This window comes from Methylophaga sp. (assembly GCF_009711715.1).
Classification (GTDB): domain Bacteria; phylum Pseudomonadota; class Gammaproteobacteria; order Nitrosococcales; family Methylophagaceae; genus Methylophaga.
In genome coordinates this window covers 1-14,668 of record NZ_VENF01000004.1, presented here as the reverse complement: position 1 = coordinate 14,668, position 14,668 = coordinate 1, and the positions used below count along the sequence as shown (strand labels likewise).

Below are 14,668 nucleotides of genomic sequence, written 5' to 3'. Positions count from 1 at the left end.
TAATGACGCAAGGACAACCTGAGTCGGCAGCTTGGTGAAGTTGTAGATTTGATGATTCTGAGTCCAGGCGTTCAGGTTATTCTCAACATGTTTGACACAATAGCAGCAGCGAAAATTCAATGTTGAGAACTCATTCAAATTTAGTCTGTTTGGCAGTGCTTGCGTTAAAGTAAGTTGAGGCGAACACAAATCAAAAAAAGGAAAAATTATGTCAGCCGGGCTTTCTTTAGCTGAAAACTGGAGCAAGGCGCTTTCAGCCGCACCTGAACTGAAACCTACGGCGGAGACAGTGCTGGCTGCCAGCGACTTTGTAATGCAATGGGGGCTGCGACAGCCTGCGCAGTTGGACGCGTTGCTGTCTTCAGGGCTGATTCAGCAGAAACTGGATAAGACAGCTTTTGAACAGATGCTGTCACAACGGCTGGAGGCGGTGAGTGATGAGACCGGGCTGCAACGTGAGCTGCGTTTTTTCCGCCAACAGCAAATGGTCCGGATTATCTGGCGGGATTTGTCTGGCTGGGCCGATCTGGCCGAAACGATGTCGGATCTGTCAGCGATGGCGGATGTCTGTATTCAACAGAGCCTGGGTCTGCTGCATGAATGGCAAACTGCGCTTTACGGACAACCCTGCGATGAAGACGGTAATGAACAGACTCTGGTAGTGCTGGGCATGGGTAAGTTGGGTGCCGGCGAGTTGAATCTGTCATCTGATATTGATTTGATTTTCACCTACCCCGAGGAGGGCGAAACCCGGGGCGGCCGCAAGACACTCAGCAATGAAGAGTTTTTCACCCGACTCGGACGCAAACTGATCCAGGCGTTGGATAACCAGACCGCTGATGGTTTTGTGTTCCGTGTCGACATGCGGCTGCGTCCATTCGGTGAGAGCGGGGTACTCGCCTCAAGCTATGAAGCGATGGAAGAGTACTACCAGACGCAGGGCCGGGAGTGGGAACGCTACGCGATGATTAAAGCGCGTGCTATCACCGGCAGTGAGGAAGCGAAAAAAGCTTTGTCAGACATGCTGCGTCCCTTTATTTACCGGCGTTACCTGGATTACGGCATGTTCGACTCGCTGCGGGAAATGAAATCGATGATTGCGGGTCAGCTGCATCGCAGAGGCATGGAAGATAATATCAAGCTGGGGGCAGGAGGTATTCGTGAGATTGAGTTTATCGGACAGGTATTTCAGCTGATTTATGGTGGCCGTGATAAACCTTTGCAGCAAAGACCGATTTTGACGATTCTCGATTGTCTGGCTGAGCGCAATGTGCTGTCCGGTTACGCAGTGAACGAACTGAAACAGGCTTACGTCTTTCTGCGTCGTACCGAGCACCGTATTCAGGCCTGGGCCGATCAGCAAACGCATGTTTTACCTAAAGAGGCAGAGGCAAGACAGCGTCTGGCGCAAAGTATGGGCTTTGAGGACTGGGAAGCCTTCAACGACAAGCTCTGGCAGCATCGCCAGCAGGTCCATGATCACTTCAATCAGTTGCTGGCAGCGCCTCAGGCGGAAGATGAAGCGGCGACGAATAATATTTCGCTACTTAATGCGGGTGAAGAAGAAAAGCTGGAATACCTGAATCAATGCGGTTACCAACAGCCAGAGGCTTGTCTGGAAGTACTGGATAAGCTGATGGACCAGCATATATGCCGCAATCTCAGTCAGACCGGTCGCCAGCGGCTGGAAAAATTACTGCCGCTGTTAGTGCAGGCCGCGGCGGGTACAGACAACCCGGATGAAACCTTGCCGAGGCTGATGCCACTGCTGGAATCAATCATGCGTCGCAGTGCTTACATGTCTTTGCTGGTGGAAAATCCGATGGCCTTGTCGCAGCTGGTCAAATTGTGTGCGGCCAGTCCCTTGATCAGTCATCAACTGGCTCGCTATCCGGTTTTGCTGGATGAACTGCTGGACCCGCGTTCACTCTATGAAGTGCCGGCGCGTGATGAGCTGAAAAAGCAGCTGGAATTATTTCTGGCATCGGTAGATGAAGATGACCTGGAACAGATGATGAACCGGCTGCGCGAATTCCGACAGATTGCCACGCTGCATGTCGCCGCTGCCGATGTGACGGATGTCTTGCCCCTGATGCGGGTCGGCGACCAGCTCTCGGAGTTGGCAGAAATTCAACTGGAGAAAGTCTTGCAACTGGCCTGGGTACATCTGGTCAAACGACATGGCTACCCGCCCGCCGCAAAAACTGATGATCCGGCCCGTTGCGGATTTACGATTCTGGCTTATGGCAAGCTCGGCGGGCTGGAGCTTGGTTACGGCTCGGATCTGGACCTCGTCTTTATTTTTGACGATGACCAGGTAGGTATGACCGATGGCGACAAGCCGGTCGAGCCGATGGTGTTTTACACTCGTCTCGCCCAGCGCATGATTCATCTGCTGACCACCATCACGCCTGGCGGCATTCTTTATGAAGTGGATATGCGGCTGAGGCCCAGCGGTGCATCCGGTCTCCTGGTCAGCCCTTTAAGCGGCTTTGCCGATTATCAGCGTGATGAAGCCTGGACCTGGGAACACCAGGCGCTGGTGCGTGCCCGCTGTGTCGGTGGTGATGAGGCGCTTGCCGCCAAAGTCTGGCAGATTCGTGAGCAGGTGCTGGCTCAACCTCGCGACAGTGAACAGCTGGCAAAGAAAGTCCGTGAGATGCGCAGCAAGATGCGCGGCCAGCTCGATAAGAGCGACGGCCAACTATTTGATCTGAAACAGGGTATCGGTGCTATCACAGATATTGAGTTTATGGTGCAATATGCGGTACTGGCCTGGTCAGCAAACTTGCCTGAACTACTGGTTTACACAGATAATATCAGGATTTTGGAAGCACTGGTCGCCACCGGCAGACTGGCACAGGCAGAAGGCGACATGCTCGCTGAGGCTTATCGTTACTACCGCAGTGAAGCCAACCACTGTGTATTGCAGGAAAGACCGGCGCTGATAGACAAAGCGCAGGTAGGTGACTATCCACAACATGTAGCCGCAATTTGGCAACGCTGGTTGGGCGAGAACCTGATCAGTCCCGATTAACAGACAGACTTGGAATTTAGGATTATGGTAGCAGCAACAATGGCGGATCGTGACGGCGTTATCTGGCTGGACGGCGAACTGGTGCCGTGGCGGGAAGCGAAAGTCCACGTACTCACTCACACCCTGCATTATGGCATGGGCGTGTTCGAAGGCGTGCGCGCATACAAAGCCGACAACGGCACTGCCATATTCCGACTGCAGGAACATACTGATCGTCTGTTTCGCAGCGCCAAAATTCTGGGTATGAAAATCCAGTTTGATAAAGACACCATTAACGAAGCACAACGCACCGTGGTTCGCGAGAACAAGCTGGAGTCAGCCTATATCCGTCCAATGTGTTTTTATGGTTCAGAAGGGATGGGGATCCGCGCTGATAACCTGAATGTACACACTATGGTCGCGGCCTGGAGCTGGGGGGCTTATCTCGGTGAAGAGAACATGACCAAGGGAATTCGCATCAAGACTTCCTCGTTCACCCGTCACCACGTCAACATCACTATGTGTAAAGCCAAGGCCAACGGCAACTACATGAATTCAATGATGGCGCTGCAGGAAGCGGTGAGCTGTGGTTATGACGAAGCATTGCTGCTTGATGCGCAGGGCTTTGTCTGTGAGGGCAGTGGCGAGAACTTCTTTATGGTTCGCGACGGTGTGCTGTATACACCGGAACTGACCTCGGCGCTCGAAGGCATCACCCGCGACACGGTGATCACCCTGGCGCGTGATATCGGCCTCAAAGTTGTGGAAAAACGCATTACCCGTGACGAAGTCTACATCGCCGATGAAGCCTTCTTTACCGGTACTGCGGCAGAAGTCACGCCGATCCGTGAACTGGATAACCGTCCTATCGGCAGCGGCACCCGCGGCCCGATTACCGAGAAGCTGCAGTCCATGTATTTCGATCAGGTACTCGGCCGCAGTGAAGTTTACCAGAACTGGAATACACTGGTCCGATAACAGAAGTTCAAAGCGGCCGGGTGATGCAGCCCGGTCGGCGCAATATTTAAGAGGTATTAAGCACAATGGCAGGTCACAGTAAGTGGGCAAATATTCAGCATCGTAAAGGCGCACAGGACGCCAAACGCGGCAAACTGTTCACCAAGCTGATTCGCGAGATCACCGTGGCAGCCCGGATGGGCGGCAGCGACCCCGCGACCAACCCACGCCTGCGGGCAGCGATAGATAAGGCGCTGGGTAGCAATATGACCAAGGATGTGATTGAGCGTGCCGCCAAACGTGGCGCCGGTGAGCTGGAAGGAGTCAGCTACGAGGAAATCCGTTATGAAGGCTACGGCCCCAATGGCATTGCAATCATGGTCGACTGTATGACCGATAACAAAAACCGCACTGTTGCGGCAGTGCGTAATGTCTTCACCAAGCGTGGCGGCAATATGGGTACTGATGGCTGCGTGGCTTTCATGTTCAATCAGAAAGGCATTATCACGCTGCCAGCCGGTACCGAAGAAGATGACATCATGGAAGCTGCGCTGGAAGCCGGCGCCGAAGATATTGTTACCAACGACGACGGTAGCATTGATGTGTTCACAGCACCGGAAGATTATTCGACAGTGAAAGATGCCCTCGAGGCTGCCGGTATTGAAGTTGAATCATCGCAGGTCACCATGCATCCGGATAATACCGTCAGCCTGGACGTTGAGGACGCCAGGAAAGCAATTGGTCTTATCGAAGCCTTCGAAGAACTGGATGACGTGCAGGAAGTGTATTCCAATGCTGACTTTTCTGATGAGGTGATGGCGCAGCTGGATAGCTGACGTCCACCAGATGACCCGAATTTTAGGTATTGATCCGGGGTCTCGCAAAACCGGTTTTGGCATTATCGAGCTGGAAGGCAAGAAAATTAAACATGTCATTAACGGCCGGCTCATGGTGGGAGATGGCGAATTTGCTGACAGGCTGAAGCAGATCTTTGAAGGCCTCACGGATCTGATTGATCGTTACCAGCCGCAGATGATGGCAGTGGAAAAAGTGTTTCTGCATAAAAATGCAGACTCGGCACTGAAACTGGGGCAGGCGCGCGGGGCGGCGATTTGTGCTGCCGTGAGCCGCGAGCTCAGTGTCGCCGAGTACAGTGCGACTCAGATTAAAAAAGCCGTGGTCGGCAACGGCCACGCGAAAAAAGATCAGGTCCAGTATATGATGTCTGTGATTCTGAATCTGCCGGAAGTGCCGGAAGAAGATGCCGCTGATGCCTTGGCGTGTGCCCTGACACATGCCCACCATGCATCTGTCGGCAGCAGTCAGCGCAAGTTGCCGGAAGGCATGCGCACAAGCCGTCGTGGAGGACGATATAGTCGATGATTGGACGTTTGCGGGGCATTATTATCGAAAAACAGCCACCGGAGCTGGTGCTGGATGTTCAGGGCGTCGGTTACGAACTGTCCGCCCCCATGTCGACTTTTTTCAATCTGCCGGCCGTTAACGGCGAAGTTACCTTATTTACTCACATGGTCGTGCGTGAGGACGCGCAATTGCTCTATGGTTTTGCCTCCGAACGCGAACGCCTCTTGTTCCGCAGTCTGCTTAAGGTGAACGGTGTTGGCGCCAAGCTGGCCTTGACCATTCTTTCCGGCAGTGATGTCGATACCTTTGCCCGCAGTGTGCAGGAAGGTGACACGGCCAGTCTGACCCGGCTGCCGGGTGTCGGCAAAAAAACCGCCGAGCGGCTGATTGTGGAAATGCGTGACCGGCTTAAGGAGGTCAGTTCCGCTATGGGGTTGCAGAACTTCACCACTGACATGGGAGCAGCAGCCTCAGCAGGCGGGGCCCGGAACGAAGCTGTGGAAGCGCTGGTGGCCCTGGGTTATAAAGCGGCTGAAGCCGACAAAATGCTGCGCAGTTTTGACAGTGACGGCATGACGACCGAGCAAATCATTCGTCAGGCATTGCAGAGACACTGATGGAAGAACGTTTTATTACCCCGCAGGCCACCGACAACGAGGAGCGGATTGATCGTGCCATCCGTCCGATTAGTCTTGATGATTATATCGGTCAGCCGGTAGTGCGGGAGCAGATGGAGTTATTCGTCTCTGCCGCCAGAAAACGCGGCGAGGCACTCGACCATACCCTGATCTTTGGTCCTCCCGGGCTGGGTAAAACCACACTGGCCAACATCATTGCCAACGAAATGGGTGTTAATCTCAAGCAGACCTCGGGCCCGGTACTGGAGCGACCGGGGGATCTGGCCGCACTTTTGACCAACCTTGAACCCAACGATGTGCTGTTTGTCGATGAGATTCACCGTCTCAGCCCGGTAGTGGAAGAAGTCCTGTACCCGGCGATGGAAGATTATCAGATCGATATTATGATCGGAGAGGGCCCGGCAGCACGCTCAATCAAACTGGATCTGGAGCCTTTCACGCTGGTGGGTGCCACTACCCGTGCCGGCTCGTTGACCTCACCACTGCGGGATCGCTTCGGCATCGTGCAGCGGCTGGAATTCTATTCTGCTGAAGATCTGAGCACCATTGTGCAGCGCAGTGCCGGTATTCTTAACGTTAAACTGGAACAGCGCGGTGCCGGTGAAATTGCCCGTCGTTCGCGCGGGACGCCCCGTATTGCCAATCGTTTGCTGAGACGGGTCCGCGATTATGCCGAAGTGAAATTCAATGGTGAAGTCACCGCTGAAGTCGCGCGCCAGGCACTGGATCTGCTTGATGTCGATAACTATGGTTTCGATATGCTGGACCGCAAGCTGCTGCTTGCCATCATCGAGAAATTCGAGGGCGGCCCGGTTGGTATCGATAATCTGGCGGCGGCCATTGGTGAAGAAAGAGGCACCATCGAAGATGTGCTGGAACCATACCTGATTCAGGAAGGTTTCATTATGCGCACACCGCGTGGCCGCGTTGCTACACGTCGTGCCTGGCTGCATCTTGGTCTCAATACACCGGATTTAACGCTGGACGGGAATTGATGGGTGAATTCGACTGGCCGGTACGGGTTTATTATGAAGATACTGACAGCGGCGGAGTCGTGTATCATTCGCAATATTTAAACTTTATGGAACGGGCACGGACGGAATGGTTACGTGCACTGGGGTTTGAACAGGACCAGCTCAGGAGCGGGCATAAGCTGTTGTTCGCTGTGCATTCGATGCAGCTTTTATATCGTAAGCCAGCGCGTTTTAATGATGCTTTGCTGATCAAATCACGTTTACTCAAAGCATCCGGTGCTAGTATGCAATTTGAACAAAACATCTATCGTGGAGAGGAACTGTTGTGCGAGGCGTCAGTCAGAATTGCGTGCCTCGACGCTGAGTCTTTTCGCCCCAAATCCATACCACCCTTCATTCTGACGGAGATGCATAGTGTCTGCTGATCTATCTATAATCGCGCTGATTTCTGAAGCCAGTTTACTGGTCAAGCTGGTCATGTTGGCGTTGCTGCTGATCTCGTTTTACTCCTGGCTGTTGATTTTCCGCAAACGCAGCGAACTTGAGCAGGCAAAACGGGATGCAGATGCATTCGAAGACAAATTCTGGTCAGGTAACGAACTTAACCGCCTGTATGAAGATATTTCTTCCCGTCCCCACGCCAGCCGCGGTATGGAAGGTATTTTTGAAGTGGGCTTTAAAGAATTCGTGCGGCTGAAAAAATCCACTAATGGCAGTAATGCGGTGCTGGAGGGCTCACAGCGGGTCATGCGGATCTCACTCGCCCGAGAAATTGACCAACTGGAGACCTCGCTGCCGTTCCTGGCCACAGCCGGTTCCACCAGTCCCTACATTGGCCTGTTTGGCACAGTCTGGGGGATTATGAATTCGTTCCGTGCACTGGGTAATGTGCAGCATGCGACCCTGGCAATGGTTGCGCCCGGTATCGCCGAAGCGCTGATAGCGACAGCCATGGGCCTGTTTGCCGCCATTCCTGCAGTAATCGCCTATAACCGCTATTCTCATGAAGTAGAGAGGCTGATTAACCGTTACGATACGTTCCTTGAGGAATTTTCCTCCATCCTGCAGCGTCAACAGGATTAGTCATGGCTGTGCATAAATCGATACGACAACGCCGCAAGCCCATGGGTGAAATCAACGTCGTGCCCTACATCGACGTGATGCTCGTGCTGTTGATCATTTTCATGGTCACGGCGCCCATGCTGACTCAGGGCGTGAAGGTGAACCTGCCGCAGGCTGAAGCCGAAGCGGTGGAAATGCCCGACGAGAATACTGAACCCCTGGTAGTGTCGGTCGATGCTGAAGGCAATTTTTATGTGGCCATTGGTGACCGGCAGGATGAGCCGATAGAGGCCCGTGAGTTGATTGCGAAAACCGCAGCCGTACTGCGACGCAATCCGCAGACACCGGTTATGGTGAGAGGCGATACTGCTGCTAGTTATGGCTATGTGGTATCAGCCATGGCATTGTTACAGGAAGCTGGTGCGCCGAGCGTGGGTCTGATAACCCAACAGCCGGATCCGGTGGTGAACAACGAATAAGTAAAACAATGAAAAAAGCTTTCGTTGAAAACTTTCTGGCAGGCAGTTACTCGCTGTTACTGCATCTGGTGCTGGTCGTACTACTGGTGATCGGGCTGGAGTCGACCAGTACACCTGAGCTTGCCTCCGATCCCAGTGTGGAAATCGTGCAGGCGACAGTGCTGGATGAAAACCTGGTTGAGCGGGAGATGGCAAAACTGGAGGAACGTGAAAAGCAGGAGCGTGAAGCCGAACAGGAACGCCAACTGAAGCTGGAAGAAAAACTGGAGCAGACACAGGAAGAACTGGCGCGCCAGGAGCGGGAATACCTGGATATGCAGGAACGTGCTGAGTTGGATAAAAAGCAGCGTGAAAAAGAAGCTGAAGCAGAAAGACAGCGCATCAAAGAGTTGGAGAAACAGCGCGAACTGGAAGAACAGAAGCGACTGGAAGCAGAAAAACAGCGACAACTCGAAGAGCAGCGTCGTCAGGAAGCGGAAGCGGAACGCAAACGTATTGAAGAACAGAAACGTCAGGCTGAACTTGAGCGTCAGCGCATAGAAGAACAGAAGCAAAAGGCTGAAGCTGAACGTCAGCGTATTGAAGAAGAAAAGCGTAAGGCCGAAGCTGAGCGTCAGCGCATTGAGGAAGAAAAGCGCAAGGCTGAGCAAGAGCGCAAACGACTGGAAGAAGAAAAACGCAAAGCGGAAGAAGAGGCTAAGCGCCGCGCCGAAGAAGAACGTCAACGAGCTGAAGCCGAGGCAAAACGCAAAGCTGAGGAAGCGGCAAAACGGAAAGCCGAAGCAGAACGTCAGGCTGCCGAGGATGCGCTGCAAAGACAGCTCGAACAGGAACAGCAGGAACGTGATGCCAGACGCGTGCAGGGTGTGGTCGACCAGTATTCGATCATGATTAAGCAGCGGGTCAAGCGTTACTGGATTCGCCCCAGCAATAGTGAAAGCGGGCTTCAGGTAACCTTGCGGGTGACCTTGTTACCTGGCGGAGACGTAAAATCGGTTAGCATCGTGAAAAGCAGTGGCAACCCGGTCTTTGACCGTTCTGCCGAGTCTGCAGTATATAAGGCGGCACCGCTGCCTCAGCCGTCCGATCCGAAGGCCGCTGAAGCGCTGCGAGATTTTCAATTTATATTTAAACCAGAATAGAGGACAGAGGCGATGTTAAGACAGTGGTTCAAACTTGTCGCGCTACTGATTGCATTGGTGCCATGGCCGGCACAGGCTGTGCTCACCATTGAAATTACCGGTGGGTCAGAAGCCGCATTACCGATTGCGATCGTGCCTTTCGGTGTCGAGGGCTATGCCCCGCCGGAAGATATTTCTGAAATCATCAGTAATGACCTGGCCAGCAGTGGCCGTTTTGCACCGCTGGACAAACAGGATCTGATTTCACAGCCGCATGAAGGGCAACAGGTTAATTTTCAGGACTGGCGCCTGCTGCGTTCCGAAGGCTTGTTGATTGGCAAGGTCAGTAGCCAGGACGGACAAAATTTCCAGGTACAGTTCCAGTTATTCGACGTTTACAAAGCTGAACAACTGGTCGGTAAACGCTATAACGTGCCGGCGTCCGGCTTACGCAGTCTGGCACACCAGATTGCCGACGTTGTTTATGAAACGCTGACAGGAGAGAAGGGGGTATTCTCGACCCGTCTCGCTTTTGTCACCGAGATGAAAAATGCTGATGGCAGCAAACGCTATGCCTTGCAGGTATCTGATGCCGATGGTGCCAATCCGCGTACTGTGTTGCAGTCGACCCAGCCGATAATGTCACCCAATTGGGCGCCTGATGGAGAGCGGCTGGCGTACGTCTCATTTGAGAATGCCAAATCGGAAGTTTATGTTCAGGAACTGAGCAGCGGCCGTCGTAACTCTGTGGCTTCCTTCCGCGGCCTTAACAGTGCGCCGGCCTGGTCGCCTGACGGCAAAAAACTGGCACTGACGCTGTCGAAAAATGGCAACCCCGAAATTTATGTGCTTGAGCTGGCATCTGGCAATCTATCTCGAGTGACACATAATTCAGGTGCGATTGATACCGAGGCAGTCTGGATGCCTAACGGCCGTGAAATTCTGTTTACTTCTGACCGCGGCGGACGCCCGCAGATCTATCGTGTTGATGCCGACGGCGGCCGTGCCGAGCGGGTCACCTTTGAAGGCAGTTATAATGCGTCTGCAGATATCTCCCCGGATGGTAAGACCATGGCCATGGTTCATGCTGTCAATGGTAAATTCCATATTGCCATTCAGGACCTGCAGACAGGTGCAGTTCAGGTGTTAACCGACACCACTGCAGACGAATCCCCGAGCTTTGCGCCTAACGGCCGCATGATCTTGTATGCTACCGAGCAAAAAGGCAGAGGTGTATTAGCGGCTGTGTCCGTTGATGGCCGAATCAAACAGCGCCTGGGTGAATCAGGCAGCGCGGTACGTGAACCAGCATGGTCGCCTTTTAGACGTTAATCCGATAGGAGATTTTCAATGAAGTTTTTTAAATTATTTGCAATGGTCCTGCCTCTGTTATTTCTGGCAGCGTGTAGTTCCTCACCTGATAAAGGTATGGACGGTGGCGATGTCGCTGTTGAAGAGCGTGGCGCTGACACTGCCGGTGTTGATGGTCAGGGAGCTGACGGCGAGGATATGGGCGCTGAGGCCAAAGTCGTAGTGGGTGAAGATGGTTATGCCGGCAATGAACTGAATGATCCGTCAAGCCCGCTGTCTAATCGCGTTGTCTATTTTGATTACGACAGTGACGTGGTTCGCAGTGAAGATCAGGAAACGCTGCGTGCCCATGGCGCATATCTGGCTAAAAATCCGAACCTGACTGTGCGTCTGGAAGGTCACACGGATGAACGTGGTTCACGTGAATATAACCTGGCGCTGGGTGAACGCCGTGCCTTATCTGTACGTCAAATCCTGATGCTGCAAGGTGCCAGTATTGACCAGTTCCAGGTCACCAGCTTTGGTGAAGAGCGTCCTGCCGAAGAAGGTAGCAGCGAATACGCCTGGTCACAAAACCGTCGTGTTGAACTTAAATACATAGGTCGATAAAAATGCAGTTTAACGGCAAGAAAACCATTCTCAGTGCCGTGATTCTGGCTGTCACTCTGCCCGGCATCAGCCGGGCAGAGGAAGCAGAGCCGCTACAACAGCGTGTTGAGCGCTTGGAGCGCATCATCCAGGGTCAAGGATTGATGAACCTCATTACCCGCGTTGATCAGTTACAGAACGAAGTGAAACGTCTCAACGGCGAAAATGAAACGCTGCGTCATGAGCTGGAACAGATGCAGAAACGTCAGCGAGAAATGTATATCGACCTGGATGAAAGGCTGACTCAGCAAGCCCAGGCAGCGCCATCCTCAGCCTCTGAAGCACCAGCAAGTCTTAACCCCGATGTGACTATGCCAAACGACGGAGACATGACTGCCGTTGATGAGCCGGGCGAGACGGCTAGTCCCGATTCTGCGCCAGCTTCAGTTGAAAATGGTGAAGCGGCATACCAGGCAGCCTTACAATCGTTGCGCAGTGGTCAGTATGAAGAAGCCATTGCTGCATTACAGACTTTCCCTGAAGAATATCCGGGCAGTATCTATTTACCCAATGCCTATTACTGGCAGGGTGAAGCCAAATATGTGTTGCGGGAGTTTGCCGATGCCGCCGCCCTGTTCCAGATTGTGATTGATCAGTACCCGTCCAGTACCAAAGTGCCGGATGCGTTGCTCAAGCGTGGTTTCAGTGAACATGAAATGGGTGACACCCAACGTGCTGTCGCTACCTTGAACCAGGTTATCCAACAATACCCTGACAGTTCAGCTGCCAAGCTGGCGCAAGTCAGACTGGACCGCATCAATCAATCGCAATAAACACTGAGCCGGAAATCATTATGGCCCAGTGCCGCATTACCGAAATTTTCTATTCTTTACAGGGCGAGTCCCGAACCGTGGGCTTGCCCACTGTTTTTGTCAGATTGACCGGTTGTCCACTGCGTTGTGGCTACTGTGACACCGAATATGCTTTCTACGGTGGCGAGAAAATGGAGATTGGCGACATTGTCGAACAGGTCGCCAGCTATCATCCCCGTTATGTCTGCGTTACCGGTGGCGAGCCTTTGGCACAACCCAATTGTATTCCTTTGCTCACCGCCCTCTGTGATCTGGGCGTGGAAGTTTCGCTGGAAACCAGCGGTGCAATGGATATCAGCAAAGTCGATCCCCGGGTAGTGAAGGTCATGGATCTTAAAACCCCCGGTTCCGGTGAAGAGAGCAAAAACCGCTACAGTAACATCGACTTACTGCGCGAGCAGGATCAGCTTAAGTTTGTGATTTGTCATCGAGATGATTATGACTGGGCCCGCGCTAAGCTGGATGAGTATCAGCTTTCCGAACGCTGTGAGATCCTGTTTTCCCCGATTCATGGGGAACTCAAGCCGGCCGAGCTGGCTGACTGGATCGTGGCTGATAATCTACCGGTCAGAATGCAGTTGCAAATTCATAAATATCTGTGGGGAGATGAGCAGGGCCGATGAAACGTGCCGTAGTTTTATTATCCGGTGGTCTGGATTCCGCCACAGTTCTGGCGATCGCCAGGTCACAGGGGTATGACTGTCACACCATCAGTTTTGATTATGGCCAGCGTCATCGTGCGGAACTCAATGCTTCGGCATTACTGTCCGAACAACTCGGTGCTGTCTCCCACAAGCTCATCCATATCGACTTGACGGCAATAGGCGGCTCCGCGCTCACGGATACCAGCATTGCGGTGCCGCATGAACATCAGGAAGGTATTCCGGTCACCTATGTGCCGGCACGTAATACTGTCTTTATGTCGATAGCATTGGGCTGGGCGGAAGTGTTGCAGGCGGAAGCGATCTTTGTCGGCGTCAATGCCGTGGATTACTCAGGTTACCCTGACTGCCGTCCTGAATATATTGCTGCTTTTGAAAAGATGGCTAACCTCGCCACCAAGTCCGGTGTGGAAGGGCACCCTCTGAAAATAGCCACGCCATTGATTGACTTGAGCAAGCAGGCCATTATCCGGCGCGGCATTGAACTCGGCGTCGACTACAGCCTGACAGTGTCCTGTTACGAGGCTGATGAGACAGGCCGTGCCTGCGGGGAGTGCGATTCCTGCCGTTTCCGCCGGCAGGGGTTTGAGCAGGCTGGAATTAAAGACCCGACCCGCTATCAGCCCTGATCGAGACCGAAACCTGGTGGTTCATGGGTTTCTGCTTCCAGCTCATACGTTTCATAGGCTTCCAGCGCCTTAATCAGCCTGGTATGTAACTGCGCATCTTCACCAAAGCGGATATATTCCTCAGCGGCATTGGCGATAGCCTCTAACATCCGGCAACGCTCTTCCAGATAAAGTAAGGCATGACCGATATGGTGATGATCGTTGCCGGTTTCACGCAGCAACTCGGCATTGTTCAATGCAGTCGTAAAAGTGGGTTTATCCGGTTTTGGAATGACGGCCATGTCTGCCACCTCAATAAATAGAAAAAAATGTTTGATTAGGGGTTGTCATTTATCTCAAATAGGGTATCATTTTGCGCTTCTTCGGGGCCGTTAGCTCAGTTGGTAGAGCACCGGACTTTTAATCCGTTGGTCCTGCGTTCGAGTCGCAGACGGCCCACCAAGAATTCAGAAGGGTTATGCTTGCTTCAAGCATAGCCCTTTTTCATTTCTGTCACCACGAAAATTCGCCCCCCGACAAAAACCTCCGGTCATAATCCCCTGCCTGTCACAATTCCATCATTCAGCAGAGCTTGTTATTAGTCCGTGACCAGGCTCACATCTCATCACCAATTCAGCATTCATTCATTTTATTTTTCACAGCAGAAAAACAGCTAAGTAACTCTTGATATTGTCTTTTATCAGGACGAAAATGACAGAATGATGACGGTGGCGAAAATTAGCTGTTGCAATGCCTCCGGCACTGACGTAAGATGCGCAGCCTCAGTTGATGAGCTTTGTTTACAGGGCAAATCAAAACTGATTCCAGACCGAAATTTCTGACTCAAAAATGACTCACATATTTCGGTTGACAGTCTGGCGTGGAGCTGTATAATTCTCGCTTCTTTGCTGCAGCGAGTTCTGCGAGCAACGCTCTTTAACAAAACAGTATCAAGTAATTTGTGTGGGTGCTTACGTCAGGTGGCTAGAAAACCTGACGGCTAGCATTTACATGC

Annotated in this window: 16 protein-coding genes and 1 tRNA gene; 16 read left to right on the top strand and 1 reads right to left on the bottom strand. The window is 52.7% G+C overall.

Annotated elements, in window-relative coordinates:
- The first annotated feature begins 208 nt into the window (after positions 1-208).
- From glnE to queC, 15 genes are all read left to right on the top strand, one after another.
- On the top strand, positions 209-3,037 hold the full coding sequence (glnE, locus tag FH755_RS02605) for a bifunctional [glutamate--ammonia ligase]-adenylyl-L-tyrosine phosphorylase/[glutamate--ammonia-ligase] adenylyltransferase (protein ID WP_292438385.1): 2,829 nt from the start codon (positions 209-211) through the stop codon (positions 3,035-3,037).
- A gap of 24 nt (positions 3,038-3,061) precedes the next feature.
- Positions 3,062-3,994, top strand: coding sequence for a branched-chain amino acid transaminase (locus tag FH755_RS02600; RefSeq protein WP_292438382.1), 933 nt, complete (start codon positions 3,062-3,064; stop codon positions 3,992-3,994).
- Between the two features lie 65 nt (positions 3,995-4,059).
- Positions 4,060-4,809, top strand: coding sequence for a YebC/PmpR family DNA-binding transcriptional regulator (locus FH755_RS02595; protein ID WP_292438381.1), 750 nt, complete (start codon positions 4,060-4,062; stop codon positions 4,807-4,809).
- 10 nt (positions 4,810-4,819) lie between these two features.
- A complete protein-coding gene (gene ruvC / locus FH755_RS02590; protein WP_292438379.1) occupies positions 4,820-5,356 on the top strand; it encodes a crossover junction endodeoxyribonuclease RuvC in 537 nt (178 codons plus the stop codon).
- Positions 5,353-5,955, top strand: coding sequence for a Holliday junction branch migration protein RuvA (ruvA, locus tag FH755_RS02585; RefSeq protein ID WP_292438377.1), 603 nt, complete (start codon positions 5,353-5,355; stop codon positions 5,953-5,955). The genes ruvC and ruvA overlap by 4 nt, the downstream gene beginning before the upstream one ends.
- Positions 5,955-6,971, top strand: a complete 1,017-nt coding sequence (gene ruvB / locus FH755_RS02580) for a Holliday junction branch migration DNA helicase RuvB (protein ID WP_292438374.1) — start codon at positions 5,955-5,957, stop codon at positions 6,969-6,971. Before ruvA ends, ruvB begins: the two co-directional genes overlap by 1 nt.
- The gene (ybgC, locus tag FH755_RS02575; RefSeq protein ID WP_292438373.1) at positions 6,971-7,375 is read left to right on the top strand and encodes a tol-pal system-associated acyl-CoA thioesterase; all 405 of its coding nucleotides are present in this window, start codon (positions 6,971-6,973) and stop codon (positions 7,373-7,375) included. Before ruvB ends, ybgC begins: the two co-directional genes overlap by 1 nt.
- The gene (tolQ, locus tag FH755_RS02570) at positions 7,365-8,033 is read left to right on the top strand and encodes a protein TolQ (RefSeq protein ID WP_266236480.1); all 669 of its coding nucleotides are present in this window, start codon (positions 7,365-7,367) and stop codon (positions 8,031-8,033) included. The genes ybgC and tolQ overlap by 11 nt, the downstream gene beginning before the upstream one ends.
- 2 nt (positions 8,034-8,035) lie before the next feature.
- Complete coding sequence (tolR, locus tag FH755_RS02565) at positions 8,036-8,491, top strand: protein TolR (RefSeq protein ID WP_292438369.1); 456 nt, start codon at positions 8,036-8,038, stop codon at positions 8,489-8,491.
- Between the two features lie 8 nt (positions 8,492-8,499).
- Positions 8,500-9,633, top strand: coding sequence for a cell envelope integrity protein TolA (gene tolA / locus FH755_RS02560; protein WP_292438367.1), 1,134 nt, complete (start codon positions 8,500-8,502; stop codon positions 9,631-9,633).
- Between the two features lie 12 nt (positions 9,634-9,645).
- Positions 9,646-10,944: a Tol-Pal system beta propeller repeat protein TolB gene (gene tolB / locus FH755_RS02555; protein WP_292438365.1), complete on the top strand. Its 1,299-nt coding sequence runs from the start codon at positions 9,646-9,648 to the stop codon at positions 10,942-10,944.
- A gap of 18 nt (positions 10,945-10,962) precedes the next feature.
- Complete coding sequence (pal, locus tag FH755_RS02550) at positions 10,963-11,532, top strand: peptidoglycan-associated lipoprotein Pal (protein ID WP_292438363.1); 570 nt, start codon at positions 10,963-10,965, stop codon at positions 11,530-11,532.
- A 2-nt stretch (positions 11,533-11,534) separates the two neighbouring features.
- On the top strand, positions 11,535-12,344 hold the full coding sequence (ybgF, locus tag FH755_RS02545) for a tol-pal system protein YbgF (protein WP_292438361.1): 810 nt from the start codon (positions 11,535-11,537) through the stop codon (positions 12,342-12,344).
- Positions 12,345-12,364: 20 nt separating this feature from the next.
- Positions 12,365-13,006, top strand: a complete 642-nt coding sequence (gene queE / locus FH755_RS02540) for a 7-carboxy-7-deazaguanine synthase QueE (protein WP_292438360.1) — start codon at positions 12,365-12,367, stop codon at positions 13,004-13,006.
- Entirely contained in the window at positions 13,003-13,674 is a 672-nt protein-coding gene (gene queC / locus FH755_RS02535; RefSeq protein WP_292438358.1) for a 7-cyano-7-deazaguanine synthase QueC, read from the top strand. Before queE ends, queC begins: the two co-directional genes overlap by 4 nt.
- Here queC and FH755_RS02530 read toward each other — a convergent pair.
- On the bottom strand, positions 13,665-13,955 hold the full coding sequence (locus FH755_RS02530) for a hypothetical protein (protein ID WP_292438355.1): 291 nt from the start codon (positions 13,953-13,955) through the stop codon (positions 13,665-13,667). The genes queC and FH755_RS02530 overlap by 10 nt on opposite strands.
- 84 nt (positions 13,956-14,039) lie before the next feature.
- On the opposite strand from FH755_RS02530, the gene FH755_RS02525 reads away from it, so the two are divergent.
- Positions 14,040-14,115: transfer RNA gene (locus tag FH755_RS02525), tRNA-Lys, on the top strand.
- The last annotated feature ends 553 nt before the right edge of the window (positions 14,116-14,668 follow it).

Excerpts from the sequence above, each read along its gene's own strand:
- queC (WP_292438358.1), top strand. The coding sequence starts at position 13,003 with ATGAAACGTGCCGTAGTTTTATTATCCGGTGGTCTGGATTCCGCCACA.
- tolB (WP_292438365.1), top strand. The coding sequence starts at position 9,646 with ATGTTAAGACAGTGGTTCAAACTTGTCGCGCTACTGATTGCATTGGTG.
- ybgF (WP_292438361.1), top strand. The coding sequence starts at position 11,535 with ATGCAGTTTAACGGCAAGAAAACCATTCTCAGTGCCGTGATTCTGGCT.
- glnE (WP_292438385.1), top strand. The coding sequence starts at position 209 with ATGTCAGCCGGGCTTTCTTTAGCTGAAAACTGGAGCAAGGCGCTTTCA.
- ruvB (WP_292438374.1), top strand. The coding sequence starts at position 5,955 with ATGGAAGAACGTTTTATTACCCCGCAGGCCACCGACAACGAGGAGCGG.
- tolR (WP_292438369.1), top strand. The coding sequence starts at position 8,036 with ATGGCTGTGCATAAATCGATACGACAACGCCGCAAGCCCATGGGTGAA.
- queE (WP_292438360.1), top strand. The coding sequence starts at position 12,365 with ATGGCCCAGTGCCGCATTACCGAAATTTTCTATTCTTTACAGGGCGAG.
- ybgC (WP_292438373.1), top strand. The coding sequence starts at position 6,971 with ATGGGTGAATTCGACTGGCCGGTACGGGTTTATTATGAAGATACTGAC.
- ruvA (WP_292438377.1), top strand. The coding sequence starts at position 5,353 with ATGATTGGACGTTTGCGGGGCATTATTATCGAAAAACAGCCACCGGAG.
- FH755_RS02530 (WP_292438355.1), bottom strand. The coding sequence starts at position 13,955 with ATGGCCGTCATTCCAAAACCGGATAAACCCACTTTTACGACTGCATTG.
- pal (WP_292438363.1), top strand. The coding sequence starts at position 10,963 with ATGAAGTTTTTTAAATTATTTGCAATGGTCCTGCCTCTGTTATTTCTG.
- ruvC (WP_292438379.1), top strand. The coding sequence starts at position 4,820 with ATGACCCGAATTTTAGGTATTGATCCGGGGTCTCGCAAAACCGGTTTT.
- FH755_RS02600 (WP_292438382.1), top strand. The coding sequence starts at position 3,062 with ATGGTAGCAGCAACAATGGCGGATCGTGACGGCGTTATCTGGCTGGAC.
- FH755_RS02595 (WP_292438381.1), top strand. The coding sequence starts at position 4,060 with ATGGCAGGTCACAGTAAGTGGGCAAATATTCAGCATCGTAAAGGCGCA.
- tolA (WP_292438367.1), top strand. The coding sequence starts at position 8,500 with ATGAAAAAAGCTTTCGTTGAAAACTTTCTGGCAGGCAGTTACTCGCTG.